General features: G+C 64.8%; 23 protein-coding genes and 1 other RNA gene. 21 read left to right on the forward strand and 3 right to left on the reverse strand.

The window, feature by feature from the left end; translation table 11 throughout:
- Positions 1 to 46: 46 nt before the first annotated feature.
- From ffs to RTCK_RS05145, 3 genes are all read left to right on the forward strand, one after another.
- Positions 47 to 143: signal recognition particle sRNA small type (ffs, locus tag RTCK_RS05135), an RNA gene on the forward strand.
- Positions 144 to 225: 82 nt separating this feature from the next.
- Positions 226 to 2103, forward strand: a complete 1878-nt coding sequence (locus tag RTCK_RS05140; RefSeq protein WP_142592006.1) for a DNA polymerase III subunit gamma/tau — start codon at positions 226 to 228, stop codon at positions 2101 to 2103.
- Positions 2104 to 2118: 15 nt separating this feature from the next.
- Positions 2119 to 2442: a YbaB/EbfC family nucleoid-associated protein gene (locus RTCK_RS05145; RefSeq protein ID WP_142522234.1), complete on the forward strand. Its 324-nt coding sequence runs from the start codon at positions 2119 to 2121 to the stop codon at positions 2440 to 2442.
- Here the strand turns inward: RTCK_RS05145 and RTCK_RS05150 are convergent.
- Positions 2439 to 3062 carry an MOSC domain-containing protein gene (locus RTCK_RS05150; protein WP_142592007.1) on the reverse strand — a complete coding sequence of 208 codons (624 nt, stop codon included), beginning with the start codon at positions 3060 to 3062 and terminating at the stop codon, positions 2439 to 2441. The genes RTCK_RS05145 and RTCK_RS05150 overlap by 4 nt on opposite strands.
- A gap of 55 nt (positions 3063 to 3117) precedes the next feature.
- On the opposite strand from RTCK_RS05150, the gene recR reads away from it, so the two are divergent.
- Both recR and RTCK_RS05160 read left to right on the forward strand, forming a co-directional pair.
- Positions 3118 to 3723 (forward strand): recombination mediator RecR, encoded by a 606-nt coding sequence (gene recR, locus RTCK_RS05155; protein ID WP_142522235.1) that lies wholly within the window; start codon positions 3118 to 3120, stop codon positions 3721 to 3723.
- 9 nt (positions 3724 to 3732) lie between these two features.
- Complete coding sequence (locus RTCK_RS05160; RefSeq protein ID WP_142592008.1) at positions 3733 to 4971, forward strand: lytic murein transglycosylase; 1239 nt, start codon at positions 3733 to 3735, stop codon at positions 4969 to 4971.
- Between the two features lie 5 nt (positions 4972 to 4976).
- On the opposite strand, the gene RTCK_RS05165 is transcribed toward RTCK_RS05160, so the two are convergent.
- Positions 4977 to 6605 carry an MFS transporter gene (locus RTCK_RS05165; protein ID WP_142592009.1) on the reverse strand — a complete coding sequence of 543 codons (1629 nt, stop codon included), beginning with the start codon at positions 6603 to 6605 and terminating at the stop codon, positions 4977 to 4979.
- A 219-nt stretch (positions 6606 to 6824) separates the two neighbouring features.
- Between RTCK_RS05165 and rimP the strand changes: the two genes are divergently transcribed.
- The 5 genes from rimP (at position 6825) to kduD (ending at position 13363) form a co-directional block, all read left to right on the forward strand.
- On the forward strand, positions 6825 to 7430 hold the full coding sequence (rimP, locus tag RTCK_RS05170; protein ID WP_142592010.1) for a ribosome maturation factor RimP: 606 nt from the start codon (positions 6825 to 6827) through the stop codon (positions 7428 to 7430).
- 56 nt (positions 7431 to 7486) lie between these two features.
- Positions 7487 to 9094 carry a transcription termination factor NusA gene (gene nusA, locus RTCK_RS05175; protein ID WP_142592011.1) on the forward strand — a complete coding sequence of 536 codons (1608 nt, stop codon included), beginning with the start codon at positions 7487 to 7489 and terminating at the stop codon, positions 9092 to 9094.
- Positions 9094 to 9774, forward strand: coding sequence for an RNA-binding protein (locus tag RTCK_RS05180; protein ID WP_235988584.1), 681 nt, complete (start codon positions 9094 to 9096; stop codon positions 9772 to 9774). The genes nusA and RTCK_RS05180 overlap by 1 nt, the downstream gene beginning before the upstream one ends.
- 101 nt (positions 9775 to 9875) lie before the next feature.
- The gene (infB, locus tag RTCK_RS05185) at positions 9876 to 12524 is read left to right on the forward strand and encodes a translation initiation factor IF-2 (RefSeq protein ID WP_142522241.1); all 2649 of its coding nucleotides are present in this window, start codon (positions 9876 to 9878) and stop codon (positions 12522 to 12524) included.
- Between the two features lie 77 nt (positions 12525 to 12601).
- Entirely contained in the window at positions 12602 to 13363 is a 762-nt protein-coding gene (gene kduD / locus RTCK_RS05190) for a 2-dehydro-3-deoxy-D-gluconate 5-dehydrogenase KduD (protein WP_185927918.1), read from the forward strand.
- On the opposite strand, the gene RTCK_RS05195 is transcribed toward kduD, so the two are convergent.
- A complete protein-coding gene (locus RTCK_RS05195) occupies positions 13364 to 14713 on the reverse strand; it encodes a formimidoylglutamate deiminase (RefSeq protein ID WP_142592014.1) in 1350 nt (449 codons plus the stop codon). It lies immediately after the preceding gene.
- Positions 14714 to 14808: 95 nt separating this feature from the next.
- Between RTCK_RS05195 and hutI the strand changes: the two genes are divergently transcribed.
- The 11 genes from hutI (at position 14809) to RTCK_RS05250 (ending at position 26000) form a co-directional block, all read left to right on the forward strand.
- Positions 14809 to 16056: an imidazolonepropionase gene (gene hutI, locus RTCK_RS05200; protein WP_235988585.1), complete on the forward strand. Its 1248-nt coding sequence runs from the start codon at positions 14809 to 14811 to the stop codon at positions 16054 to 16056.
- Positions 16053 to 17582, forward strand: coding sequence for a histidine ammonia-lyase (gene hutH, locus RTCK_RS05205; protein WP_142592015.1), 1530 nt, complete (start codon positions 16053 to 16055; stop codon positions 17580 to 17582). Before hutI ends, hutH begins: the two co-directional genes overlap by 4 nt.
- 15 nt (positions 17583 to 17597) lie before the next feature.
- Entirely contained in the window at positions 17598 to 19271 is a 1674-nt protein-coding gene (gene hutU / locus RTCK_RS05210) for a urocanate hydratase (RefSeq protein ID WP_142592016.1), read from the forward strand.
- A gap of 5 nt (positions 19272 to 19276) precedes the next feature.
- The gene (locus RTCK_RS05215; protein WP_142592017.1) at positions 19277 to 19855 is read left to right on the forward strand and encodes a HutD/Ves family protein; all 579 of its coding nucleotides are present in this window, start codon (positions 19277 to 19279) and stop codon (positions 19853 to 19855) included.
- 85 nt (positions 19856 to 19940) lie between these two features.
- Complete coding sequence (locus RTCK_RS05220; protein WP_185927919.1) at positions 19941 to 20882, forward strand: ABC transporter substrate-binding protein; 942 nt, start codon at positions 19941 to 19943, stop codon at positions 20880 to 20882.
- A gap of 53 nt (positions 20883 to 20935) precedes the next feature.
- On the forward strand, positions 20936 to 21709 hold the full coding sequence (locus tag RTCK_RS05225) for an ABC transporter permease (RefSeq protein WP_142592018.1): 774 nt from the start codon (positions 20936 to 20938) through the stop codon (positions 21707 to 21709).
- A complete protein-coding gene (locus RTCK_RS05230) occupies positions 21706 to 22491 on the forward strand; it encodes an ABC transporter ATP-binding protein (RefSeq protein WP_142592019.1) in 786 nt (261 codons plus the stop codon). Before RTCK_RS05225 ends, RTCK_RS05230 begins: the two co-directional genes overlap by 4 nt.
- 7 nt (positions 22492 to 22498) lie before the next feature.
- A complete protein-coding gene (hutC, locus tag RTCK_RS05235) occupies positions 22499 to 23224 on the forward strand; it encodes a histidine utilization repressor (RefSeq protein ID WP_142592020.1) in 726 nt (241 codons plus the stop codon).
- A 179-nt stretch (positions 23225 to 23403) separates the two neighbouring features.
- Positions 23404 to 24576, forward strand: coding sequence for a tonB-system energizer ExbB (gene exbB / locus RTCK_RS05240; protein ID WP_185927920.1), 1173 nt, complete (start codon positions 23404 to 23406; stop codon positions 24574 to 24576).
- Between the two features lie 3 nt (positions 24577 to 24579).
- Positions 24580 to 25068, forward strand: a complete 489-nt coding sequence (exbD, locus tag RTCK_RS05245) for a TonB system transport protein ExbD (protein WP_142592021.1) — start codon at positions 24580 to 24582, stop codon at positions 25066 to 25068.
- A complete protein-coding gene (locus RTCK_RS05250; RefSeq protein ID WP_235988586.1) occupies positions 25065 to 26000 on the forward strand; it encodes a TonB family protein in 936 nt (311 codons plus the stop codon). The genes exbD and RTCK_RS05250 overlap by 4 nt, the downstream gene beginning before the upstream one ends.
- Positions 26001 to 26086 lie beyond the last annotated feature (86 nt).

Genomic DNA, 26086 nt, shown 5'->3' on the forward strand with positions numbered 1-26086 from the left:
CAGGCTTGGCTTGCATTTGCGAACGTTATTGCCGATATGTGCGGCGGGAGGTTGGTGGTGGACGAGCCACTCGCCAACCGGGTCAGGTCCGGAAGGAAGCAGCCCTAACGAGCCCGGCACGGGTCGCCGTGCCAGCCTCCCACCTTCAACCCTCGAGGTTACCATCTTGGTCAGCTTCCGGTCCGGTCAAGAGGCTGGAACGGCCCGCGCAGGCTGGCAGGACTTATGAACGATACCGGGCCCACCTCCACGACATTCCCGCCGCCCGGCAGCGGCTACCGCGTTCTGGCGCGAAAATACCGGCCGAAGGACTTCTCCGACCTCATGGTCGGCCAGGAGCCGATGGTTCGGACCCTTACCAATGCCTTCGATACCGGCCGCATCGCCCAAGCCTACATGCTGACCGGCGTGCGCGGTGTCGGCAAGACGACGACTGCCCGCATCCTTGCCCGCGCACTGAACTACAAGACCGCAGAAATCGACCGGCCGACCATCGACCTGCGCGTCGCCGGCGAGCACTGCCAGGCGATCATGGAGGGCCGCCATGTCGACGTGATCGAGATGGATGCCGCGTCCCATACAGGCATCGACGACATCCGAGAGATCATCGAGCAGGTCCGCTACCGCCCGGTTTCGGCGCGCTACAAGGTCTACATCATCGACGAAGTGCACATGCTCTCGACGCAGGCCTTCAACGGCCTCTTGAAGACGCTTGAAGAGCCTCCGGAGCACGTGAAGTTCATCTTCGCGACGACCGAAATCCGCAAGGTTCCGATTACCGTGCTGTCTCGCTGCCAGCGCTTCGACCTGCGCAGGATCAGCGCCGCCGATCTCGTGCACCTGTTCTCCACGATCGCCGAGAAGGAAGGCATCGCGGTAGAGCCCGAGGCGCTGTCGATGATCGCGCGAGCCGCGGAAGGTTCGGCGCGCGACGGGCTGTCTCTGCTCGACCAGGCGATCGCGCATGGCGGCGGCCGGGTTGAGGCGGAGGCCGTGCGGGGCATGCTGGGCCTGGCCGACCGCGCCCGCATCGTCGATCTCTTCGAACACATCGTGCGGGGCGACGTGGCCGCCGCACTGGCGGAGTTCACGTCGCAGTATGAAGCTGGCGCCAATCCCGTCGTGGTGCTGACCGACCTTGCGGACTTCACCCACCTCGTGACGCGCTTCAAGTACATTCCCGAAGCCACACAGGATCCCTCCCTGAGCGAAGTCGAGCGGCTTCGCGGCCAGGAATTTGCCGGACGCGTCTCGGTCAGCACTCTTTCGCGCATCTGGCAGATGCTTCTCAAGGGGATTCCGGAAGCGGAGAATTCCTCGCGGCCCGCCGGCGCCGCCGAGATGGTCGTGATCCGCCTGACGCACGCGGCGCACCTGCCTGCGCCGGAAGATGCGGCACGCCGTCTGGCGGAACTGGCGGACGGCAACGCACAAGGCGTCTCCCCGGCCCCGCCCGGCAGCTCCGGCGGCGGATCGGCCGCAGCGCCTTCAGGGATGATGACGGGGATGCGGGGCTCGCAGCTGGCCACATCTCGTGTGCCCAGTGGAGGCGCGACCGCAATGCTGCAGGCCGTCCCCTCGCCGGAACGGCCGGAGGCGCCGGTCGGCCGCATCGAGGAGCAGCCGGCGGACAAGCCGGTGCCCAAGGTACCGGTCACTTCGCTTTCGGATATCGCCGATCTTTGCTCCAGGAACCGGGACCCGAAGCTGAAGGCGCTGTTGCGGAACTTCGTACGCCTTGTGAGGCTGGAGCCGGGACGGCTCGAGATCAACCTTTCACCGGATGCACCCAAATCCATCGTCGGCGATCTGCAGAGGCGACTGGAGGAGTGGACCGAGATCCGCTGGATGGTGATCCTCTCGCGCGAGCCGGGGGAGCCGACCCTCGTCGAGGCCGATGCGAGTGCTCGCGAAGCCCGGTTGACGGACGCGCGCGCCGATCCCGACGTGGCGGCAATCCTGGCGCAATTCCCCGGAGCGCGCATCACCGATGTGCGCATCCGCATGCAGGAAGAAGATGCGGCAGAAGCCGAGGCGGCAGTACCCGCGGCGGCAGAATCGGACGAGGGCGACATCCTGCCCGGCGACGACATCGAGATCTAGGAGAAGGACAGGCAGATGCGCGACATCATGGGCATGATGGGCAAGGTCAAGGAAATGCAGGCCAAGATGGAGAAGATGCAGGCGGACATCGCCGCGCTCGACGTCGAAGGCAAGTCCGGCGGCGGGCTCGTCAGCGTCCGCTTGAACGGCAAGGGCGAGATGCTCGGGCTGAAGATCGACCCGTCGCTGTTCAAGGAGGACGACGTCGAGATCCTCGAGGATCTGATCATCGCGGCGCATCAGGACGCGAAGGCGAAGGCGGAAGCGATGGCGGCGGAGAAGACCAAGGAACTGACCGCCGGACTGCCGATCCCGCCCGGCATGAAGCTGCCCTTCTAGAATATCCGGGCCGAGAGAATTCTGGCGCGCAGCCGCCCGGCAAGCGGCGCGTTCAGAAACCGCTCCTTCTGCGCCTCGTCGAGCGGTTTGCCATAGGACGTCAAAAGTTCCCGAACGGCGACTCGCTCGCCGCCATGCGGCGTGAGCCGCGCCTGCTCTCCGGCCGCGATCGTCCCGCCGGCGATGACCCGGCAATAGATGCCGGGTCGGCCGGCAGCGATATAGTGCTTCACGAACATCGGATCGTCCATGCGTGCGGCGAAGGTGGCGCAGGGAATTCGCGGCGCCGTCGCCTCGAGCACCACCTCCTTGAAGATAAACCGGTCGCCGACGCAGACCTCGCGATTGTCCAACCCCTTTACCACGAGGTTTTCACCAAAAGTGCCGGCCGGCAGATCCCGGCCGAGTTCCGCCCTCCACCAGTCGAGCGTCACCGAACCTTCCAGCAGGATGGCCTGATCCGGCCCGCCGTGATGCTTCCGATTGCAGACCGCGTCACCCACCAGTCCCGCCGCATCCACCATCATAGGCGCGTTGACGGCCATCTTGTTGATGCCGGTCCTGTAGCTCTTGCCAGAAAGCACTTCCGGCCGGCCGAGGCAAATGGCAGTGAGTTTCATCCGCGAGGCCCTTCTGACGATTCCGTTCCGGCGGGATATCAGCTAAAAGCGCTTCATGGCAAAGCGCGTCACCGGTCCCGAAATCGAAAAACTCATTCAGTTGCTGGCAAAGGTACCAGGGCTCGGCCCTCGCTCCGCCCGCCGCGCCGCGCTCCACCTGATCAAGAAGAAGGAGCAGTTGCTCGGCCCGCTCGGCCAGGCGATGGGAGACGCCTACGACAAGGTCAAGGTCTGTTCCCGCTGCGGTAACGTCGATACGGCCGATCCTTGCACGGTATGTACCGATCTCCGTCGCGACCAGTCGGTCATCATCGTCGTGGAAGATGTCTCGGACCTTTGGGCGCTCGAACGTGCCGGCGCCATGAACGCCGCCTACCACGTGCTGGGCGGCACGCTTTCGCCACTCGATGGTGTCGGGCCGGACGATCTCAATATCCGCGGCCTGATCGAGCGCGTGAACGAGGGCGGCATCCGCGAGATCATCATCGCCGTCAATGCGACGGTCGAGGGGCAGACCACAGCGCACTATATAACCGATCAACTTGCAGGCCTCGACGTGAAGATCACGCGGCTCGCGCATGGCGTGCCGGTCGGCGGGGAGTTGGACTACCTCGACGAGGGTACGCTGACGGCCGCGCTGAGAGCGCGGACCGCGATCTAGGGAGACACCATGGGCAGACTGGCATTGGCCCTTGCCGGCCTGATCATCTTCTCTCCGCTCTGCGCGTTTTCGCAGAACCGGTCCGAGGTGGAAAACCAGTTCCAGCGATGGATCGCCGGCGATCTTGCGGCCGAGGCGAAGAAGAACGGCATCTCGGAGCAGACGCTCAATGCGGCTTTCCGCGGCGTGTCGCTCAATTGGGATCTTCCCGATCTCGTTCCTCCCGGCAGCCAGCCGCCCAAGGCCCAGGACCAGAGTCAGGCCGAGTTCTCCTCACCCGGCGCCTATTTCTCCGAAAAGCGCCTGCAGGGGCTTGCCGCAACCGGGCGAAGCCTGGCTTCCCAACACAGCGCCACGCTGAAGAAGATCGAAGCCGCCTATGGCGTGCCGGGAGAGATCGTAGTCGCCATATGGGGCCGCGAATCGGGTTTCGGCCGAGCAAAGCTTCCGCATCCGGCGGTCGAGGTTCTGGCGACGAAAGCCTTCATGTCCACCCGCAAGGACATGTTCCGCTCCGAACTCATCGCGGCCCTGCACATGATCGAGGGCGGAGATATCTCCGCCGCGCGAATGATGGGCTCCTGGGCCGGCGCCCTCGGCCAGCCGCAGTTCCTGCCATCCAGCTATCTGAAGTATGCGGTCGATTTCGATGGCGACGGACACCGTGACATCTGGAATTCCGTGCCGGACAGCCTGGCTTCCATCGCCAACTATCTTTCGAAGGAGGGATGGCAGCGGGACCGGGACTGGGGTTTCGAGGTTGCCATTCCCGCAGATGTCAGTTGCGCGCAGGAAGGTCCGGATCTTGCCAAACCCATCTCGGGCTGGGCCCGGTCCGGCATCGAGCGCATTTCCGGCAGCGCCTTCCCGGCTGAAGAGCTGCAGCGCGACGGCATGATGCTCGTGCCGGCCGGCCGGCACGGGCCCGAATTCATCGTCACCCCGAATTTCTACGTCATCAAGGAGTACAACAACTCCGACCTCTATGCGCTCTTCATCGGCAATCTTGCGGACCGGATCGCCTATGGCAGCGGGCCCTTCAAAGCAGGATGGGGCGATGTCGGAAAGATGCTGCGTTCAGACGTCCTGGCGATGCAGAAGGCGCTCGTTGCTCAAGGCTACGACGTCGGCAAGGTCGATGGGCTTGCCGGATACAAGACCCGCCGCTCCCTCGGAGACTGGCAGGCCAGGAACGGCTTGCGCCCCACCTGCTTTCCTGATGCCTCGCTCAAGGCAAGGCTCAAATAGCCGGTTCAGTGCGGGTCGATGTGCGGCTGATGGAAGACGTCGTCGCGCGTCATGGGGATCGTCTGACGCTCGATCATCCGATGCACGCGAACCTTGTCGCCGCGGTGAAGAGCGAGGATGCGGTCGGTCGTCTCGGCATCGGCCTGCGTGCGGCGCTGGTTGTGCCGGACATACTCGACCCAGGTGGGCACGTGATAGGTCTCCGTCCATATCTCGGGATATTGCAGGTCGCGCATCAGCGCCCAATTCCGGGCCCCATCGCGGATGCGGATGCGACGCCGCTCCGCCATCAACGAGAGAAATTCCGGAAGATCCTGGTCGTCGATCTCGTAATCCACCTGAATGACGATCGGCCCGCTTCGCGGCTGGATCTCCAGGCTGAGGGAGGGTTCCACGAAGCGGTTGAGCGGGTCGAGATTGAGGGAGCGGAAGTCCGGCATCGGCAGGCGGAGGCCAATGGCAGCCCCACCGAGCATGAGAAGGCTCGAGGCAATGAGGGCATTGGTGGCTGAAAACTCCTCCGCCCAATAGCCCCAAAGCCAGCTGCCGGCGGCAATGCCGCCGAAGGTCGCCGTCTGGTAGAGTGAGAGAGCCCGCCCCACAACCCAGCGCGGCGTCGACAGCTGCACCACCGTATTCAGCAGCGAAAGCGTAAGGACCCAACAGATGCCCGCAAGTACGAGGCCGAAGAAGGTCACCACGCTGAAAGTGCTCAGGCCGATGATCGATGCGCTCAGGGCAAAACCCGTGAAGCTGGCGCGAACGATCTGCTCGCTCCTCAAGCGCTCCCTGATCCGTGCATTGAGAAATGCGCCGGCAATGCCGCCGACGCCGAAGGCGCCGAACATGACGCCATAGGTCAGCGGACCTCCCTGCAGGATGTCTCGCGCGACGATGGGCAGGAGTGCCAGCACCGATCCGGCCGACACGCCGAACAGGAAGCCGCGGAACATCACCTTCTCGAGATTGGGCGACATCGCGACATAGCGGAGACCGGCGGATATGGCGCTCCCCAGCGTTTCGCGCGGAAGGGGGTTCTTCGGATAGTTCGGCTTCCAGCGAAGCAGCGCGAAGATGAGGGCGAAATAGCTGACGGCATTGACAGCGAAGGCCATGGCCGCACCCGCCGCCGCAACGATGATGCCGCCCAGCGCCGGGCCGACGCTTCGCGTGATGTTGAAGCCGGCGCTGTTGAGTGAAACCGCTTCGGGCAGATCGTCGCGTGGAACGATGTCGCCCACCGAAGCCTGCCAGGAAGGATTGTGCAGCGCCGTCCCGGAGCCGATCACGAAGGTGAACATCAGCAGCAGCCACGGCGTAAGCCAGCCGGCGGATGCGAAAAGCGCCAGCAGGATCGAAGCCGTCAGCATCAGGAACTGCGCCGTCAGCATCACCTTCCGGCGGTCGAAGCTGTCGGCCAGCGCGCCGGAAACGACCGAGAACAACATGATCGGCAAGGCCGTCGATGCCTGGACGAGCGCCACGAGGTTCTCCGAACTGGTCAGCGCCGTCATCATCCACGCGGCACCCACCGCCTGGATCAACCCGCCGAGATTGGAGGCCATGCTGGCCAGCCACATGTTGCGGTAGGTCTCGTGACGTAAGGGGGCGAACGGTGATCTCGGGTTTGGCACGCGAATTCCAACTCGTCTGCAGGCGATGGGCGGAAAGTATAGGACAGGCAGCGCCGGAAGCCAGTCCGAAGCGTTCTGGTGCCGCCCTTGCAAAAGACCTCCGTAGCGCGTATATGCGGGTCATATTCTTGATCGTTTGATGAAGAGTGGGGCCTGACCGGGACCCGCTCTTTTTTGTTAGGCGATCGGGACAGACCACAAGCTCCTAGGAGCAACGGAATGTCGGAACAGCCAATGTCGCAGACGGAACACGAGCCCCGCATCCTCATCGAGACGGGTCTCGACCTCAGAATTGCGGAAATCATCGAGCCGGTGCTCGTCGGCATGGGCTACAGGCTCGTGCGCGTCCGGATGATGAACCAGAACGGCCTCACGCTGCAGGTCATGGCCGAGCGGAACGACGGCACTATGACCGTCGAGGACTGCGAGAAGCTCTCCATGGCGATTTCGCCTGTTCTCGATGTGGAAGATCCGATAGACAAGGCTTATCATCTCGAGCTGTCATCCCCTGGGATCGACAGGCCGTTGGTCCGCAAGTCCGACTTTTCGCATTGGCAGGGTCATGTGGTAAAGTGCGAGACGTCGATCATGGTCGACAACCGCAAGCGGTTCCGCGGCAAGATCGTCGAGACGAACGACGAAGGCTTCACGATCGAGCGCGACCAGGTGGCCTATGGCGAAGCACCGAGCGTCACCATCCCGTTCACGGCGCTCTCGGAAGCCAAGCTGATCCTGACGGACGATCTGATCCGCGACGCGCTTCGCGCCGACAAGCTGGCAAAGGCGCAGGCCGCCAACCAGAACGGCGAAGGCGACGACGAGTAACAACCGAATAACCGGCCGACGCGCCGCGAACCTTTGACTGACGGAGACCAACGACAATGGCAGTGAGTGCAAACCGGCTCGAGCTTCTGCAGATTGCGGATGCAGTGGCACGTGAAAAGGTCATCGACCGCGAGATCGTGCTGGCCGCAATGGCCGATGCCATCCAGAAGGCAGCGCGCTCCCGCTACGGCTCGGAAACCAACATTCGTGCCGACATCAACTCCAAGACCGGCGAAATCCGCCTGCAGCGCCTCCTCGAAGTGGTCGAGCAGGCCGAGGACTACGGCACGCAGATCCCCCTCGAGCTGGCACGCGACCGCAATCCCGACGCCAAGATCGGCGACTTCATCGCCGACCCGCTGCCGCCGATGGACTTCGGCCGCATCGCCGCCCAGTCCGCCAAGCAGGTCATCGTCCAGAAGGTTCGCGAAGCAGAGCGCGATCGCCAGTACGAGGAATTCAAGGATCGCGTCGGCGAGATCGTCAACGGCACCGTAAAGCGCGTCGAATACGGCAATGTCATCGTCGACCTCGGCCGTGGCGAGGGCATCATCCGCCGCGACGAGATGATCCCGCGCGAGACCATGCGCTACGGTGACCGCGTCCGCGCCTATGTCTACGACGTCCGCCGCGAGCAGCGCGGCCCGCAGATCTTCCTGTCGCGCACCCATCCGCAGTTCATGGTGAAGCTCTTCACCATGGAAGTTCCGGAAATCTACGACGGCATCATCGAGATCAAGTCGGTCGCGCGCGATCCGGGTTCGCGTGCCAAGATCGCGGTGATTTCCAACGATTCCTCCATCGATCCTGTCGGCGCCTGCGTCGGTATGCGCGGCTCCCGCGTCCAGGCGGTCGTAGGCGAACTGCAGGGCGAGAAGATCGACATCATTCCGTGGTCGAACGATCCGGCGTCCTTCATCGTCAACGCGCTTCAGCCGGCCGAAGTGGCAAAGGTCGTTCTCGACGAGGATGCGGAGCGCATCGAGGTCGTGGTTCCGGACGAGCAGCTTTCGCTCGCCATCGGCCGCCGCGGGCAGAACGTGCGCCTGGCATCGCAGCTGACCGGCTGGGACATCGACATCCTGACCGAGCAGGAAGAATCCGAACGCCGCCAGAAGGAATTCAACGAGCGCACCCAGCTCTTCATGGATGCCCTCGACGTCGACGAGATGGTCGGCCAGGTTCTTGCCTCGGAGGGCTTCGCCGCCGTCGAGGAACTGGCTTACGTGGATGTGGAGGAAATCTCCTCCATCGAAGGATTCGACGAGGATACCGCCCAGGAGATCCAGACCCGGGCCCGCGAATATCTCGAAAAGATCGAGGCCGAGATGGACGCCAAGCGCAAGGAGCTCGGTGTCCAGGACGAGCTGCGCCAGATCGACGGCCTGAACGGCCAGATGCTGGTTGCCCTCGGCGAAGACGGGATCAAGACGGTCGAGGACTTTGCCGGCTGCGCTGCGGACGATCTCGTCGGCTGGAGCGAACGCAAGGACGGCGAGACGAAGAAGTTCGAGGGCCTGTTCTCGAAGTTCGATGTTTCCCGCGCCGAAGCCGAGAACATGATCGTTCAGGCCCGCCTCTTGGCAGGCTGGATCACCGAGGACGATCTGGCTGCCGAGCAGGACGTAGAGGGTGAAGAGGCAGAAGCCGTCGCTGAAGAATGATGACGGAAGGTGCTGGGCAGGAAGCGGATGACGATGCGGAGCTGGTTGTGAACGACCGCACCTGCATCGTCACGCGAAACACTGCGGAGCCAGGAACGCTGCTGCGGTTCGTCGCCGGCCCCGACGGGAAGGTGGTACCGGACCTGAAGCGGCAGCTTCCGGGTCGGGGCTGCTGGGTGACGCCGGAGCGGGCGCTTGTGGACCGGGCGGTCCAGCGGAGGCTTTTTGCCCGCGCCTTGAAGCGGGAGGTCACGGTGGCGCCGGATCTTGGCGCCCTGGTGGACCGGCTGCTGGCAGCCGACCTCATCGGCATGATGAACATGGCGCGCAAGGCGGGCCAGTTTATCACCGGCGCCATGAAGGTGGATGCCGCCGTGCGTTCGGGTGCTGCCGTGGCGGTATTCCATGCGACCGACGCGGCGGCCGACGGCGTCAGGAAGATCGACCAGGCCAGAAAGGCCTGGAAACTCGGCACCGATGCCGAAGACGACATCCCGTCTTTTTCGCTCTTCACCGGCGCGGAAATGGACGAACTGTTAGGCCAGAATGCTTTTATCCACGCCGCGGCGCTTGCCGGACAGGCGGGTGAGGGTGTAGTGAAGCGCGCAACCATGCTCGAAAAGTACCGCGGTGCCGGTCAATCGGGAGCAGGTGGCGGCGCCAGCCGGCCACAGACATGACGCGGTCACCGGCAGCAGCCGGCCGCCGCACCGAGAGACATGCATTGATAGACGAGGTCTGATGTACGCCATCCGTCCTCGTTTGAAGGAACAGGAACGGAATGACCGACAACAAAGACGACAAGACGCTTGGGGTTAAGAAGACCCTCACCCTGAAGCCTTCGGGAGTGAGCCAGGGCACAGTGCGCCAGGACATGGGCCGTGGCCGCACCAAGGCGGTCGTGGTCGAGACCCGCAAGCGCCGTCCGATCCGTCCCGAGGATGACAAACCGACATTCACGGCACCGGCTCCAGCAGCAACACGCGCTCCCGATCCGGCCGCGCCGGCTCCGCGCCAGCCGCAGGCATCGGCTCCCCGCGTCCATCAGCCCCAGGCTCAGCGCCCGGCCGCTCCCGCCCCGCAGACCCGCCAGCCGGAGAGACCGCGCGGCGCGGTCCTGCATGACCTGTCCGCGGGCGAGATGGAAGCACGCCGCCGCGCCCTGATGGAAGCGCAGGCCCGCGAAGTCGTTGAAGCCAAGCAGCGCGCCGAGGAAGAAGCCCGCCGCAAGGCCGAGGAAGAGCGTCGCCGCATCGAGGAAGCCGCCGAGGCTGCTCGTCGCGCCGCAGAGCCGGCTCCGGAACCGGCCGAAGAGCCGCCGGCACCCGCACCGGCTGCAGCACCGGCTGCCGAGCGTCCAGCCGTCGCTCGCCCGCAGCCCGCCGCGCCGTCTCAACCCGTTGTCGGCCGCCGTCGCGCAGGAGATGATGAGGACGACGACCGCGGTCCGCCCCGTGGTGTTCCCGCCCGTGGCCGCGTTGCGGCTCCGGCGCCCGCCAAGGTACCCGCTCGTCCGAAGACCGAAGACGAACGCCGCCGCGGCAAACTGACCGTCACCACCGTCAGCACGGATGACGAAGGCGGCACCGCCCGCGGCCGTTCGATGGCTGCCATGCGCCGCCGGCAGGAGAAATTCCGCCGCAGCCAGATGCAGGAGCCTCGCGAGAAGGTCATGCGCGAAGTAACGCTGCCGGAAACGATCACCATCCAGGAACTCTCGCAGCGCATGTCCGAGCGCGCGGTGGACGTCATCAAGTTCCTGATGAAGGAAGGCCAGATGATGAAGCCGGGCGACGTCATCGACGCCGACCTTGCCGAGCTCATCGCGGTGGAATTCGGCCACACGGTCAAGCGGGTCTCTGAATCGGACGTCGAAGAGGGTATCTTCGACGTAGCCGATGACGATGGCGAAATGCTGCCGCGTCCGCCGGTCGTCACCATCATGGGCCACGTCGACCACGGCAAGACCTCGCTGCTCGACGCCATCCGCCACGCGAACGTGGTCGCCGGGGAAGCCGGCGGCATCACCCAGCATATCGGCGCCTACCAGGTGGAGCAGAACGGTCAGAAGATCACCTTCATCGACACCCCCGGTCACGCGGCATTCACCGCCATGCGTGCCCGGGGCGCGCAGGCGACGGACATCGCGATCCTCGTGGTCGCTGCCGACGACAGCGTGATGCCGCAGACGGTCGAGTCCATCAACCACGCCAAGGCGGCCGGCGTGCCGATCATCGTGGCGATCAACAAGATCGACAAGCCGACGGCCAACCCGCAGAAGGTCCGCACCGAGCTCCTGCAGCACGAAGTCTTCGTGGAAAGCATGGGCGGTGAGGTGCTCGATGTCGAGGTCTCGGCGAAGAACCAGACCAATCTCGACAAGCTGCTGGAAGCCATCCTGCTGCAGGCCGAAATCCTCGACCTCAAGGCCAATCCGAACCGGACGGCCGAAGGCACCGTGATCGAAGCCCAGCTGGATCGTGGACGCGGCGCGGTGGCGACCGTCCTGGTGCAGAAGGGAACGCTCAAGCCGGGCCAGATCCTCGTCGCAGGGGACCAGTGGGGCCGTGTTCGCGCCCTCGTCAACGACAAGGGCGAGCACGTCAAGGAAGCCGGACCGGCCATGCCGGTCGAGGTCCTGGGGCTTTCCGGCACTCCGGCAGCCGGCGACAAGTTCGCCGTGGTCGAAAACGAAGGCCGCGCCCGCGAGATTTCCGAATACCGCCAGCGTCTCGCCCGCGACAAGGCCGCCGCCCGCCAGTCGGGTTCGCGCGGCTCTCTCGAGCAGATGATGTCGCAGTTGCAGACGTCCGGCCTGAAGGAGTTCCCGCTCGTCATCAAGGGCGACGTGCAGGGCTCGATCGAAGCTATCGCAGGCGCACTGGAGAAGCTCGGAACGGACGAAGTCCGTGCCCGCATCGTCCATTCAGGCGCCGGCGGGATCACGGAGTCGGATATCTCGCTCGCCGAGGCGTCCAATGCCGCGATCATCGGCTTCAACGTCCGTGCGAACGCACAGGCCCGCCAGTTCGCCGAACGCTCCGGCATCGAGATCCGCTACTACAACATCATCTACGACCTGGTGGATGACGTGAAGGCAGCAATGTCGGGCCTGCTGTCGCCGGAGCGCCGCGAGACCTTCCTCGGCAATGCCGAAATCCTGGAGGTGTTCAACATCACCAAGGTCGGCAAGGTCGCGGGCTGCCGCGTCACCGAAGGCAAGGTCGAGCGCGGTGCGGGCGTCCGCCTCGTGCGCGACAACGTCGTCATCCACGAAGGCAAGCTCAAGACGCTCAAGCGCTTCAAGGACGAAGTCTCGGAAGTGCCGGTCGGCCAGGAATGCGGCATGGCCTTCGAGAACTACGAAGACATCCGCGCCGGCGATGTCATCGAGTGCTTCCGCGTGGAGCACGTCACCCGGACGCTGTAAGCGACGGTACCCACAACAAGAGCCGCTGGAGAGAAATTTCCGGCGGCTTTTTCTTGTCACACGAGGAGGAGCGAGACGTGACCATTTCATTCGACCTGACAGGCAGGACCGCCATCGTCACCGGCGCCAATACCGGCCTGGGGCAGGCAATCGCCGTAGCGCTTGCCGGCGCCGGTGCCGATATCGCGCTCGTCGGGCGCTCATCCATGGCCGAAACGGAAGCGGCCATCATGGCGGGCGGGCGGGGCAAGTGCCGCTTCATCAAGGCCGATCTTTCCACCATCGAACCGGTAAAGGATGTCATCGACCAGACCCTCGCCTGGTCGGGACGCGCCGACATCCTCGTCAACAATGCCGGCATCATCCGCCGGGCAGACGCCGTGGATTTCACGGAAGCGGATTGGGACGACGTGATGGATGTCAACCTGAAGAGCGTGTTCTTCCTGAGCCAGGCTTTCGCCCGTCACGTGATCGCTCAGGGGCAGCCCGGCAAGATCATCAATATCGCCTCGCTCCTCTCCTTCCAGGGCGGCATCCGCATCCCCTCCTATACCGCCTCCAAGAGCGGGCTCGCCGGGCTGACGCGCCTTCTTGCCTGTGAATGGGCCGGCAAGGGCATCAACGTCAACGCCATCGCGCCGGGCTACTTCGAGACCAACAATACGGAAGCGCTGCGGAACGACCCGGACCGCAATGCGGCGATCCTCGGCCGCATCCCCGCCGGTCACTGGGGCAGGCCGGATGAACTGGGCGGCGCCGCGGTCTTCCTGGCCTCCGCCGCCTCCGATTATGTTCATGGCATCGTCCTGCCGGTCGACGGCGGCTGGCTCGCCCGCTGATCAGGCCTCCACAAGGTCCTTCATTGCCGCATGGAACCGTGCGGCAATCCTCTGGCGGTGACGGTGCCGTCCGCTCTCGACCAGCTTCGTGCCGTTCACCCACACGCAGTCGGGCCTGACACTTCCGGCAAAGATCCAGCCGTCGAGGACCTGATCGCGCTTGAGGTAGGGTGCAGCCGAGAGGTCCAGTGCCACAAAGTCGGCCGCAGCACCCTCCTTCAGGCCGCTCTCTCCGCCGAGTGCCCGGTTTCCGCCCTTCAGGGCGCCTTCGAACAGGGCGCGGCCGTTCGAGCCGCCAGGCCGTGCGATCACGTTGCGGGCCCGAAGCCCCAGCCGCTGCGAATACTCCAATTGGCGGAGTTCGTCCCCGCAGTCTATGAGGACATTCGAATCGGAACCGATGCCGAAAGCTCCACCCGCCGCCAGGAACTCCGTGCCTGGAAAAATCCCGTCTCCGAGGTTTGCCTCCGTGATCGGGCAGAGACCCGCAACGGCTCCAGTCGTCGCCATTCTCCGCGTCTCTTCCGTTGTCATGTGCGTCGCGTGGATCAGGCACCAGCGCCTGCCGACGTCCGCGTTCGCGAGCAGCCATTCCACCGGCCGCAAGCCGGACCAGGCAATGCAGTCCTCGACCTCCCTTGTCTGCTCGGCCACATGGATATGCACCGGTCCCTCCTCCACCATCGGTACGACGGATGCCAATTCCTCCGGCGACACCGCCCGCAGGCTGTGGGGCGCGACACCGACGACGGCGCCGGGCAGGACTGCAACAGCCGCGCGCGATCCCTCCAGCACGCGGGCAAAGCTTTCCAGCGAGTTGATGAACCGCCGCTGGCCGTCGGCAGGTGCTGCACCGCCGAAACCGGAATGGGCATAGAAGACCGGCAGGAGCGTCAAGCCGATGCCCGTTTCGCCCGCTGCCGCCGCAATGCGCCCTGCCATCTCGGCGATGTTGGCATAAGGTCGTCCATCGCCGTCATGGTGCAGATAGTGGAACTCGCCGACGCGACCGAAGCCCGCCTCCAGCATTTCCACATAAAGCTGTGCCGCGACCGACTCCATCTGGTCCGGCGTCATCGAGAGGGCGAAGCGGTACATGAGTTCGCGCCAGCTCCAGAAATTGTCGGGGCCGGGACCTCGGATCTCCGCAAGACCCGCCATGGCGCGTTGAAATGCGTGGCTATGAAGGTTGGGCATGGCCGGCACCAGCACCGCATGGCGTTCGTCACCCGCCACGGGATCGACACCGACCTCGACGGACCGGATGCGCCCGCCCTCCAGCGTGACCCGCACATCTTGCGCCCATCCTTCCGGAAGCAGCGCGGCTGCGGCATGAACTCCATTCGTCATCAGGGTCCTCCGTCCGGTTGACGGACCAAGGGTTTTCGTCTTGCCAGGTCCGCTTTTATGTATATACATATAGAGCAAGAAGGGAAGAGGATAGCATGAGCCAGTTTTCCGTTTCCGGCATGGACCGAACCGCTTCCGGCCTCTGGCTGAACGCCCGCATCCTTGGTTTGTCGCCCGGGGGGCCTCCGATTGTCGAAGCCGGAGCCCTCGCGGTACAGGACGGCCGCATCGCCTACTGCGGGGCCGAAGCAGACGTGCCCCATTCCCTCAGGCAATCGCTGACCACGTTCGATTGCGGCCGGCGGTGGATCACCCCCGCACTGATCGACTGCCATACCCACCTCGTCTACGGCGGCAACCGGGCGCGCGAATTCGAGAGGCGGCTTGCCGGCGCCACCGCCGAGGAGATTGCGCGGGCCGGCGGCGGCATCGTTTCCTCGGTCAAGACGACGAATGCGCTTTCCGTGGAAGACCTCGTCGCGCAGGCCCTGCCCCGCCTGGACACGCTGCTGGCCGAGGGCGTCTCCACGGTAGAGATCAAGTCCGGCTACGCGCTCAACATCGAGGGAGAGCTGAAGATGCTGCGGGCGGCTCGCCGGCTGGGCGAAATTCGTCCCGTGCGGATCGTCACCAGCTGGCTTGCTGCCCACGCCACACCGCCGGAATACAGGGGTCGCAACGGCGACTACATTTCCGACGTCGTACTGCCGGGACTGGAGGCCGCGCATGCCGAGGGTCTTGTGGATGCGGTCGACGGATTTTGCGAAGGGATCGCCTTCTCTCCGGCAGAGATGGTCCGCGTCTTCGAGAAGGCCGTGGACCTGGGCCTGCCGGTGAAGCTGCACGCGGAACAGCTGTCCGATCTCGGCGGCGCACGTCTGGCCGCGTCCTACGGCGCGCTTTCGGCGGATCATCTGGAATATCTGAATGCCGCCGATGCGAGGGCGATGGCGAAGGCCGGAACGGTGGCCGTGCTGCTGCCCGGCGCCTTCTATACTCTTCGCGAAAGGCAGGCGCCCCCCGTGAAGGCTCTGCGCGAGGCAGGCGCTCATATCGCGCTGGCAACCGACAGCAATCCCGGCACGTCGCCGCTGACCTCGCTCCTCCTGACGATGAACATGGCAGCGACACTTTTCGGGCTGACGGTCGACGAATGCCTTGCCGGGGTCACGCGCGAAGCGGCGCGAGCGCTCGGGCTCAGCGAAGAAACCGGCACGCTCGAAATCGGCAAATCGGCGGATTTCGCCATCTGGGACATCGAGAGCCCGGCGGAACTCGTCTACCGAATCGGCTTCAACCCGCTCCACAAGCATGTCTTCAAGGGAAGAAGGGTTTCCGCATGAGCATCGTCCTTACCCCCGGCGCGGTCGACCTCGCGGCGCTGCAGGAGATCTACTGGAACCGGAAAGCTGCGCGGCTCGACCCAAGCTTCGATGCCGCCATCGAGAAAGGTGCAGCCCGAATTGCCCAGATCGCGGCTGGAAACGAGCCGGTCTATGGCATCAATACCGGCTTCGGAAAGCTCGCCTCCATCAAGATCGACGCCCGCGACGTCGCGACCCTGCAGCGTAACCTCATCCTCTCGCACTGCTGCGGCGTCGGCAGCCCTCTGCCGGAGAGCGTCGTTCGGCTCATCATGGCGCTCAAGCTGGTCTCGCTCGGGCGCGGCGCTTCCGGTGTGCGGCTAGAGCTCGTAAGGCTCCTCGAAGGCATGCTTGCACGCGACGTGATCCCGGTCATCCCCGAAAAGGGATCGGTGGGAGCCTCCGGCGATCTCGCACCGCTGGCGCACATGGCCGCCGTGATGATGGGTGAAGGGGAAGCCTTCCTTGCCGGACGCCGGATGCCGGGCTTGGCCGCCCTGAAGCAGGCGGGACTCCAGCCCGTCGTGCTGGCAGCCAAGGAGGGACTGGCGCTCATCAACGGCACCCAGGCCTCCACTGCGCTGGCGCTGGCCGGCCTTTTCCGGGCCCACCGCGCTGCGCAATCCGCGCTGATCACCGGCGCCATGTCGACCGATGCCGCAATGGGCTCGTCGGCGCCCTTCCATCCGGACATCCACTCGCTCCGCGGTCATCAGGGCCAGATCGACACTGCCGCGGCCCTGCGTGCGCTGCTTGCGGGCTCGGTCATCCGCGAAAGCCATCTGCAGGGCGACGAGCGCGTGCAGGATCCCTACTGCATCCGCTGCCAGCCGCAGGTGGACGGGGCGTGCCTGGACCTGCTCCGCAGCGTCGGCCGCACGCTCGAGATCGAGGCGAATGCGGTAACGGACAACCCGCTGGTGCTCTCCGACGATTCCGTCGTGTCCGGCGGCAACTTCCACGCCGAACCGGTCGCCTTCGCCGCCGACCAGATCGCGCTTGCGGTCTGCGAGATCGGCGCGATCGCCCAACGCCGGATCGCGTTGCTTGTGGATCCCGCCCTCTCCTATGGCCTGCCGCCGTTTCTGGCGAAGAATCCCGGCCTCAACTCCGGCCTGATGATCGCCGAAGTCACCTCTGCCGCGCTGATGAGCGAGAACAAGCAGATGTCGCATCCGGCATCCGTGGATTCGACTCCCACGTCCGCCAATCAGGAGGACCATGTCTCCATGGCATGCCATGGCGCCCGGCGCCTTCTCCAGATGACCGACAACCTGTTCGGCATCATCGGCATCGAGGCACTGACGGCGGCACAGGGGGTCGAACTGCGTGCGCCACTGGAGACGAGCCCCGAACTCGTCAGGGCCATCGCGACGGTTCGCTCCAAGGTTCCGGCATTGGAGGAGGATCGTTACATGGCCCCAGACCTCGAGGCTGCCGCCACCCTTGTTGCCGACGGCTCGCTGAACGCTTCTATTTCCAGCGACATTCTTCCCGCCCTCTGATCGAAAGGCGAACCGATGACCAATCCACGTCACAACATCCGCGAAATCCGGGCACCGCGCGGGCCGGAGCTGAATGCCAGAAGCTGGCTCACCGAGGCTCCCCTGCGCATGCTGATGAATAACCTCGACCCGGACGTCGCCGAGAACCCGAACGAGCTCGTCGTCTATGGCGGCATCGGCCGGGCGGCGCGGACATGGGACGATTTCGATCGCATCGCGGCGACGCTGAAGACGCTGGACGAGGACGAGACGCTTCTGGTGCAGAGCGGCAAGCCGGTCGGCGTCTTCCGCACGCACAGGGACGCGCCGCGCGTGCTGATCGCCAACTCCAACCTCGTGCCGCACTGGGCGACATGGGACCACTTCAACGAACTGGATAAGCGGGGTCTGGCCATGTACGGCCAGATGACCGCCGGCTCATGGATCTATATCGGCACCCAGGGCATCGTGCAGGGAACCTATGAAACCTTCGTCGAGGCCGGCCGCCAACACTATGACGGCAAGCTGAAGGGCAAGTGGATCCTCACCGGCGGCCTCGGCGGCATGGGCGGCGCCCAGCCGCTCGCCGCCGTCATGGCCGGCGCCTGCTGCCTTGCCGTCGAATGCGATGAGAGCCGCATCGATTTCCGGCTGCGCACGCGCTACGTCGATGCCAAGGCGCACACGCTCGACGAGGCCATGGAGATGATCGGCCGCTGGACCGCGGCCGGCGAGGCAAAGTCCGTCGGTCTTCTCGGCAATGCCGCCGAAATCCTGCCGGAGATGGTCAGGCGCGGCATCCGCCCCGGCATGGTGACAGACCAGACGTCTGCTCACGATCCCATCAACGGCTACCTGCCCAGGGGGTGGACGATGGGGGAATGGAAGGCGAAGCGGGAAAGCGATCCGAAGGCGGTGGAGAAGGCCGCCCGCGCTTCCATGCGCGAGCATGTCGAAGCCATGCTCGCCTTCTGGAACATGGGCATCCCGACGCTGGACTACGGTAACAACATCCGTCAGGTCGCCAAGGACGAAGGTCTCGAGAACGCTTTCGATTTTCCCGGTTTCGTGCCGGCCTATATCCGCCCGCTGTTCTGCCGCGGCATCGGGCCGTTCCGCTGGGCCGCGCTTTCCGGCGACCCGGAGGACATCTACAGAACCGACGCCAAGGTGAAGGAACTGCTGCCGGACAACGCGCATCTGCACAACTGGCTGGACATGGCGAAGGAGCGCATCGCCTTCCAGGGCCTGCCGGCGCGGATCTGCTGGGTGGGCCTCGGCGACCGCCACCGGCTCGGCCTCGCCTTTAACGAGATGGTACGCAAAGGCGAGCTGAAGGCTCCGATCGTCATCGGACGCGACCATCTCGACTCCGGCTCCGTCGCCTCTCCCAACCGCGAGACGGAAACGATGAAGGACGGCTCGGACGCAGTGTCCGACTGGCCGCTTCTCAATGCGCTGCTCAATACCGCTTCCGGCGCCACCTGGGTGTCGCTGCACCATGGCGGTGGCGTCGGCATGGGCTTCTCGCAGCATTCCGGCATGGTCATCTGCTGCGACGGCACGGAGGACGCCGACCGCCGCATCGAGCGCGTGCTGTGGAACGACCCGGCCACCGGCGTCATGCGGCATGCGGATGCGGGCTACGACATCGCCCTCGACTGTGCAAAGGAGCAGGGCTTGCGCCTTCCCGGCATTCTGGGGAACTGAAACCCGTGCAGGTTCTCAGGGCAGCCGATTACCGTCGCATGCCGTGGAAGAACGGGGGCGGCGAAACCGCGGAGATCGCCGTCCATCCGCCGGCTGCCGGACTGGACGGCTTCGGCTGGCGGGTCAGCATGGCCACGGTCGCATCCGGCGGGCCGTTTTCCAGCTTTCCCGGCATCGACCGAACGCTGTGCGTGCTGACAGGAGCGGGGCTCCGTCTGGACATCGAGGGCTCGGCGCCCATCCTGCTCGACGCGCAGTCGAACCCGTGCTCCTTCCCCGCCGACGTGGCGACTTCCGCCAGCCTGATCGAAGGAATGATCACCGACCTCAATGTGATGACCCGGCGCGGCATCTTCACTCATTCGGTGGAGCGGCTTGTCGGGCCATGCTCCGTGCCGCCGAAGGAGGACGTTCGCATGCTCCTGTGCCGCACGGGCAGGCTGAAGGTCAGTACGGGCGGCGATATCCTCGTGCTCCATCCTCTCGACGCGCTTCTCGCGGAGGCGCGCGACGTCCTCGATACGGCCGAGGGCGCCGATTTCTTTCTCATCAGGATCCGGAAGGTCGCACCCCATTTTGTCTAGACAAAATATCGGCCGCATGCCTACTATGCCCTCCAGGAGGCAGATCGCCTACCTGCATCATAATAAATCAACAGGGGTCCGGATCATGAAAAGCAACTGGGTAATGGCGGCCTTTGCCGCTGCGTTGATGTCTTCCGCCGCTCACGCAGAAACCGCAGTCTCGATCGGCATGTCCGGCTGGACGGGATTTGCGCCTCTGACGCTCGCCAAGGAAGCCGGCATCTTCGAGAAGAACGGTCTCGACGTGGAGATCAAGAAAATTCCGCAGGCCAGCCGCCATCTCGCACTTGCTTCCGGCGACATCCAGTGCGCGGCCACGACCGTTGAAACCTGGATCGTCTGGAATGCCAACGGCGTTGCCTCGAAACAGATCTTCCAGTTGGACAAGTCGCATGGCGCGGACGGTATCGCTGTTCGCAACGACGTCTCCAGCGTCGCGGACCTGAAGGGCAAGACGATCGCGGCTTCGGCGCCCGGCACCTCCCCCTACTTCTTCCTTGCCTGGATCCTCAAGGAGAACGGCATGGCGATGACGGACGTCAACGTCGTCAACCTGGAACCCGGCCCGGCGGCGCAGGCCTTCGTTGCCGGCCAGAACGACGCCGCCATGACCTACGAACCTTATCTTTCGACCGTCCGCGCGGCACCCGACCAGGGCAAGATCCTTGCAACGACGCTTAACTACCCGGCGGTCATGGACACCTTCGGCTGCACCCCGCAATTCCTGTCGGAAAACCCCGATGCCGCGAAGGCTCTGGCAAAGAGCTATTTCGAGGCGCTGGACATGATCAAGGCGGAACCTGAGAAGGCCTACGGCATCATGGGGGCCGATGTGAAGCAGTCGGCGGAAGCCTTCGGCGGTTCAGCCAAGTTCCTGGAATGGCAGGACAAGGCCGCCAACAAGACCTTCTTCGAGGGCGAGTTCAAGACCTTCTCGGAGAAGTCGGCGGACCTTCTGATGGAAATCGGCATCATCAAGTCGAAACCTGACCTCGCCACGATCGTCGATACGTCCTTCATCGAATAGCATCCACCAGCACCGGCGGAGCCTGCTCCGCCGGATCAACATTCCGGGGCAGAATGCGTCCTCTCGAACCGATCGGCCCGCAGGCTCGCATCCTGCTCGGCATTCTTTTCTTTATCCTGTTTTTCACCGGCTGGGGCATCGCCACGCTCGGCGGCTTCGTCTCACCCACCTTCCTTGCCGACCCGGTCACCATGCTGCAGGATGGAATCTACCTGCTGACTGAGCAGGGCTTCCTGGAAGACATCGGCATGACCGTATGGCGCGTGGTCGGCGGCTTCGTGCTGGCCGCCGCGGTTGCCGTGCCGCTCGGGATCGCAATGGGGGCCTACAAGCCGGTCGAGGCGCTGCTCGAGCCCTTCGTGTCGTTCGCCCGATACCTTCCGGCATCAGCCTTCGTACCGCTCCTGATCCTGTGGGCGGGCATCGGCGAAATGCAGAAACTGCTCGTCATCTTCATCGGCGCCGTCTTCCAGATCATTCTCATGGTGGCCGTCTCCGTCTCCAGCACCCGGCGTGACCTCGTCGGGGCCGCGTATACGCTCGGCGCCACCGATCGCGGCGTCGTAAGGCGCGTGCTCATCCCTGCCAACGCGCCGGACATAGCCGAAATCCTGCGCCTGGTGCTCGGATGGGCCTGGACCTATGTCATCGTCGCCGAACTGATCGGCGCCTCCTCCGGCATCGGCTACATGATCATCAACAGCCAGGCGCTGATGGCGACCGGACAGATCATCTTCGGCATCATCGTCATCGGTCTTATCGGCCTCGTATCCGATTTTGCGTTCAAGAGCCTGAACAGGAAGCTCTTCGCCTGGAGGCTCGCATGAGTGAACTCATCATCCAGGGTGTCAGCCGGGTCTTTCCCGGCGTCCGAGGCGGACAGCCCGTGCAGGCGCTGCAGCCGACGGACCTTGAGATCCCGAAAAACGACTTCGTCACCATTCTGGGGCCCTCCGGCTGCGGCAAGTCCACGCTTCTGCGCATCATCGCGGGGCTCGACCGGCCCACGACAGGAACCGTAACTCTCGACGGCAAGGAGATAAAAGGCCCGGGCGCCGATCGCGGCATGGTGTTCCAGTCCTATACCCTTTTCCCATGGCTCACGATCCGCGAGAATGTCGCCTTCGGCCTTCGCGAACGCGGCGTTCCCGAAAGGGAAAAGTGGGAGATCGTCGACAGCTACCTCGACAAGGTCGGCCTGCACGGCTTCCAGAACCACTGGCCTAAGCAACTCTCCGGCGGGATGCAGCAGCGAACGGCGATCGCCCGCGCGCTGGCCAACGATCCGAAGATCCTGCTGCTGGACGAACCATTCGGCGCTCTCGACAACCAGACCCGCGGCCTGATGCAGGAACTCCTGCTCGGCATCTGGGAGCGGGAGCAGAAGACGGTCGTCTTCGTGACCCACGACATCGAGGAAGCGGTCTTCATGGCGTCGCGCGTCGTGACGATGACGGCGCGTCCCGGCCGCATCAAGTCGATCACGCCGGTCGGCCTTCCGCATCCCCGCCACTACACGATCAAGGCGAGCCCGGAGTTTTCGGCGCTCAGGCTGAAGCTGACGGAAGAAATCCGCAGCGAGGCGATCGTCGCAGCGGAGTATGGCTGAGGCTGGCATGACGGAAGACGTCAAGGCGAAGTCCCTGCATGAACGAATCCTTGGCGAGGTGGAGGGGCGCATCCTTTCGGGCGAGTGGCCGCCGGGGCACCGGATTCCCTTCGAGCACGAGCTGACCGAGCACTACGCCTGCTCCCGCATGACGGTGAACAAGGCGTTGAGCGAGCTGGTGAAGAAGGGCCTCATCGAGCGCCGGCGGCGATCTGGCAGCTTCGTCACCCGCCCGCAGGTGCAATCGCTGGTCATGGAAATCCATGATATCCCCCGAGAAGTGCAGGCACTCGGACTGGACTACGAATATCGCCTTATCTCCTCCGAAGAACGGCCGTGCCGGAAAAATGATCGGCAGCGGCTCGATCTGCCGGAAGGAGCTCCCGTTCTGGAGATCACCGCCTCGCACCTGGCGGGAGGACTGCCCTTCTGCCTGGAGGAACGGCTCATCAATCTCGACGCGGTGCCCGACGCCGCGTCGGCGGACTTTTCCATCCAGCCTCCGGGAAGCTGGCTGCTCGGCCAGGTTCCATGGAGCGCTGCGGAGCACCGTATTCGCGCCATTCCCGCCGACAAGCGTACCGCGGACGCACTCGACCTCGCGCCGGGAACGGCGTGCCTCGTGATAGAACGGCGCACCTGGAGCACCGAAGCGCACATCACGCAGGTACGGCTGACCTATCCGGGCGAGCGCCACGAACTTGTCGCGCAATTCTCGCCTTCACAGGCTTGAGCCGGAGCTTTCCCGGAAAAAGCCAATCCGAACGCCGGGGTTCAAGATTTAATTGTTGCCAACCAAAGTCATGTTTATTATCGAAAGGCCGTGAACAAGGCCGGGACAAAGCCGGCCTTCAATTCCGGAGCCCGGGTCGTCCTCCCACGATCAGGCTCGCAGTCCGGAGAGCCTCTGCCATGTCGACCGCACCCGACCGTAAAACCGTTTTTCTTCGCGCTTCCGCCTTGGCAGGACTGCTGCTGATCGCTCCTTGCTCTGCCGTTGCGCAGGAAGCTCCTCAGCCGCCAGCCACGGCCCCGCAGGCCGCTCCTTCGAGCCCCGTCGACGTTCCGCAAGCAACGCCGCAGCCGCCTGCTGCCGGGCAAGCTGCGCAGCAGCCGACACTGCAGCAACCGGACACCGCAGCCGAACCGACCGCGCCGGCTCCGGCCGCTGCTCAAACGGTCGCCCCCGGGAGCGGAGCTCAACCGCCATCGGCCACACCGGCACCCGATCAGGCCGCCGCACCCGAGGTCACGGCGGAGCCCGCGGATCCGGCAACGCCGACAAGGGGCGGTGCGGAGCCTACCATGGAGCGGTCCTCCACCGACCTGGAGCCCCTTCTTCCAGCCGGGGAGCGCTCCGATATTCCGCATGACCTGTCGCCCTGGGGCATGTTCATGGCCGCCGACTGGGTGGTCAAGGGCGTGATGATCGGGCTGGCCTTCGCCTCGCTGGTCACCTGGACCGTCTGGCTGGCCAAGACGCTCGAACTTGCCGGCGCCCGCACCCGTGCGGGACGGACACTGAAGATCATCCGGAATTCCGCGACGCTTGCCGAGGCCGTGAATGAGCTCGGCAAGCGCGGCGGGCCGGCCGCCTTGATGCTGCGCGCCGCAGCCGATGAGGTTCGCCTATCGGAAGCGGCCCTCGACCATGCCGACAACGGTGGCGTTAAGGAACGCGTCGCCTCCGCCCTCTCGCGCATCGAGTCCTATGCCGGACGGCGGATGTCGCGCGGCACCGGCGTGCTTGCCACCATTGGCTCCACCGCTCCCTTCGTCGGGCTGTTCGGCACCGTCTGGGGCATCATGAACTCCTTCATCGGAATTTCGGAATCGCAGACGACGAACCTGGCCGTTGTTGCCCCGGGCATCGCCGAGGCACTGCTGGCGACTGCGATCGGCCTCGTCGCGGCCATTCCGGCCGTCGTGATCTACAACGTCTTCGCCCGCTCCATCACCGGCTACCGCCATCTGCTGGCGGATGCCGCTTCCGGCGTCGAGCGGCTGGTCAGCCGCGACCTCGACTTCCGCAAGGTGCCGCCCGGCAGCCGCAAGTCGCCCGTCTCGCTCGTGGCGGGAGAATGATCCATGGCCGGCGGCATCCGCGAAAACCACGGTGACGATCTCTCCGAGAACCACGAGATCAACGTTACCCCCTTCATCGACGTGATGCTGGTGCTGCTCATCATCTTCATGGTGGCGGCGCCGCTTGCAACTGTCGACGTGAATGTCGACCTGCCTGCCTCGTCCGCCCAGCCGGCGCAGCGGCCGGATGAGCCGCTCTATCTCACGGTCAGGGACGACCTCGGCCTCAATCTCGGCAACGATCCGGTTCAGCGCGAGCAATTGGCGGCAGCCTTGGAACGGGTAACCGAAGGCAACAAGGACACGCGCATCTTCCTGCGCGCCGACAGGGCGATCGAGTACGGCCAGTTCATGGAGGTCATGAACCTGCTGCGCGATGCCGGGTACCTGAAGATCGCCCTCGTGGGCCTCGAGACGCTGCCCGGTGCGGCGCCCGCCGCGACGGCGGGACAACCGGCGGCACCGGCTCCGGTGAGTGAGGCGGCCCCATGACATCCGCCTCGCCCCGACCCAGCCACGCCGGTCGGTTTGCAGAAATGGCGCTCTGGTCGTCCGCCGCACTGGTGGTGCTGACGGCGCATATCTCGGCGGCCGCCGTCCTGCTGCGGCAGGAACCGGCCCCGCCGGCCGAAAACGGTCCGCCCGCCGCCATCATGATCGAACTGGCCGCCGAACCGGAGGCGGCCAATACGGAAGAAGACCAGGTGGCGACCGAGGAGGTCGACTCCATGGAGGTCGCCAGCAAGCAACTGGAGCCGGTCGAGGAGCCGCCGCCCGAACCGTTGCCGGAGCCCGTCGAACCTCCCCCGCCGGAAGAGATCGCAGAACCGGTCGAGCCGGAGCCCGAGCCCGTGGAACCGGAACCGGTCGAAGAGCCGGAACCGGAGCCCGAAATCACCGAGACGATCCCGGAGCCGCCGCCGGAACCGGTGGAAGAGGTCGATCCGCTGGAACAGCAGATGATCGCGGCGCTGGAAAACGTCGAGGTGCCGCTGCCTGTCTCGCGTCCGCCCCCGCCGCCCGAGCCGAAGAAGGAGCCGCCGAAGCGGGTCCGGAAGCAGCCGCAGGCCTCGAAGGCAGCACAGCAGGCCAAGCTCCAGACGAAGCAGTCGGATCGCACGGCCGCCACCCAGACCACCACAGGCTCGTCGAAACCCTCGGTCTCGCCCGCCAAGTGGAAGTCGAGGGTTCAATCCAAGATCGCGCGAAATGCCCGTCGCTGCCCAGGAAATGATACCGGCACCGCCGCTGTCCGCTTCAGCTTCGACGGCAGCGGCAACATCACCAGCGTCTCGCTGTCCAGGTCGTCCGGCAATTCCGCTATCGACAACTATATCGTCGCCGCCGTGCGACGCGCCTCTCCGATTCCCGCCCCGCCCGCCGGCGTGCCGAGCTATCTGGATCAGGGCCTGAGGTGTGAATAGGCCCTAGGGGCGAGCGATCTCTTCCTGGACAGCGCGCTCACCCGGAGCGGGCTTTCACGACGCGCAAATCTCTCGCGATCGTTCGC

The organism is Pseudorhizobium endolithicum, assembly GCF_902153245.2.
GTDB classification, from domain to species: domain Bacteria; phylum Pseudomonadota; class Alphaproteobacteria; order Rhizobiales; family Rhizobiaceae; genus Neorhizobium; species Neorhizobium endolithicum.

Excerpts from the sequence above, each read along its gene's own strand:
- RTCK_RS05140 (WP_142592006.1), top strand. The coding sequence starts at position 226 with ATGAACGATACCGGGCCCACCTCCACGACATTCCCGCCGCCCGGCAGC.
- RTCK_RS05145 (WP_142522234.1), top strand. The coding sequence starts at position 2,119 with ATGCGCGACATCATGGGCATGATGGGCAAGGTCAAGGAAATGCAGGCC.
- RTCK_RS05150 (WP_142592007.1), bottom strand. The coding sequence starts at position 3,062 with ATGAAACTCACTGCCATTTGCCTCGGCCGGCCGGAAGTGCTTTCTGGC.
- recR (WP_142522235.1), top strand. The coding sequence starts at position 3,118 with ATGGCAAAGCGCGTCACCGGTCCCGAAATCGAAAAACTCATTCAGTTG.
- RTCK_RS05160 (WP_142592008.1), top strand. The coding sequence starts at position 3,733 with ATGGGCAGACTGGCATTGGCCCTTGCCGGCCTGATCATCTTCTCTCCG.
- rimP (WP_142592010.1), top strand. The coding sequence starts at position 6,825 with ATGTCGGAACAGCCAATGTCGCAGACGGAACACGAGCCCCGCATCCTC.
- nusA (WP_142592011.1), top strand. The coding sequence starts at position 7,487 with ATGGCAGTGAGTGCAAACCGGCTCGAGCTTCTGCAGATTGCGGATGCA.
- RTCK_RS05180 (WP_235988584.1), top strand. The coding sequence starts at position 9,094 with ATGACGGAAGGTGCTGGGCAGGAAGCGGATGACGATGCGGAGCTGGTT.
- infB (WP_142522241.1), top strand. The coding sequence starts at position 9,876 with ATGACCGACAACAAAGACGACAAGACGCTTGGGGTTAAGAAGACCCTC.
- RTCK_RS05195 (WP_142592014.1), bottom strand. The coding sequence starts at position 14,713 with ATGACGAATGGAGTTCATGCCGCAGCCGCGCTGCTTCCGGAAGGATGG.
- hutI (WP_235988585.1), top strand. The coding sequence starts at position 14,809 with ATGAGCCAGTTTTCCGTTTCCGGCATGGACCGAACCGCTTCCGGCCTC.
- hutH (WP_142592015.1), top strand. The coding sequence starts at position 16,053 with ATGAGCATCGTCCTTACCCCCGGCGCGGTCGACCTCGCGGCGCTGCAG.
- hutU (WP_142592016.1), top strand. The coding sequence starts at position 17,598 with ATGACCAATCCACGTCACAACATCCGCGAAATCCGGGCACCGCGCGGG.
- RTCK_RS05220 (WP_185927919.1), top strand. The coding sequence starts at position 19,941 with ATGAAAAGCAACTGGGTAATGGCGGCCTTTGCCGCTGCGTTGATGTCT.
- RTCK_RS05225 (WP_142592018.1), top strand. The coding sequence starts at position 20,936 with ATGCGTCCTCTCGAACCGATCGGCCCGCAGGCTCGCATCCTGCTCGGC.
- RTCK_RS05230 (WP_142592019.1), top strand. The coding sequence starts at position 21,706 with ATGAGTGAACTCATCATCCAGGGTGTCAGCCGGGTCTTTCCCGGCGTC.
- hutC (WP_142592020.1), top strand. The coding sequence starts at position 22,499 with ATGACGGAAGACGTCAAGGCGAAGTCCCTGCATGAACGAATCCTTGGC.
- exbB (WP_185927920.1), top strand. The coding sequence starts at position 23,404 with ATGTCGACCGCACCCGACCGTAAAACCGTTTTTCTTCGCGCTTCCGCC.
- exbD (WP_142592021.1), top strand. The coding sequence starts at position 24,580 with ATGGCCGGCGGCATCCGCGAAAACCACGGTGACGATCTCTCCGAGAAC.
- RTCK_RS05250 (WP_235988586.1), top strand. The coding sequence starts at position 25,065 with ATGACATCCGCCTCGCCCCGACCCAGCCACGCCGGTCGGTTTGCAGAA.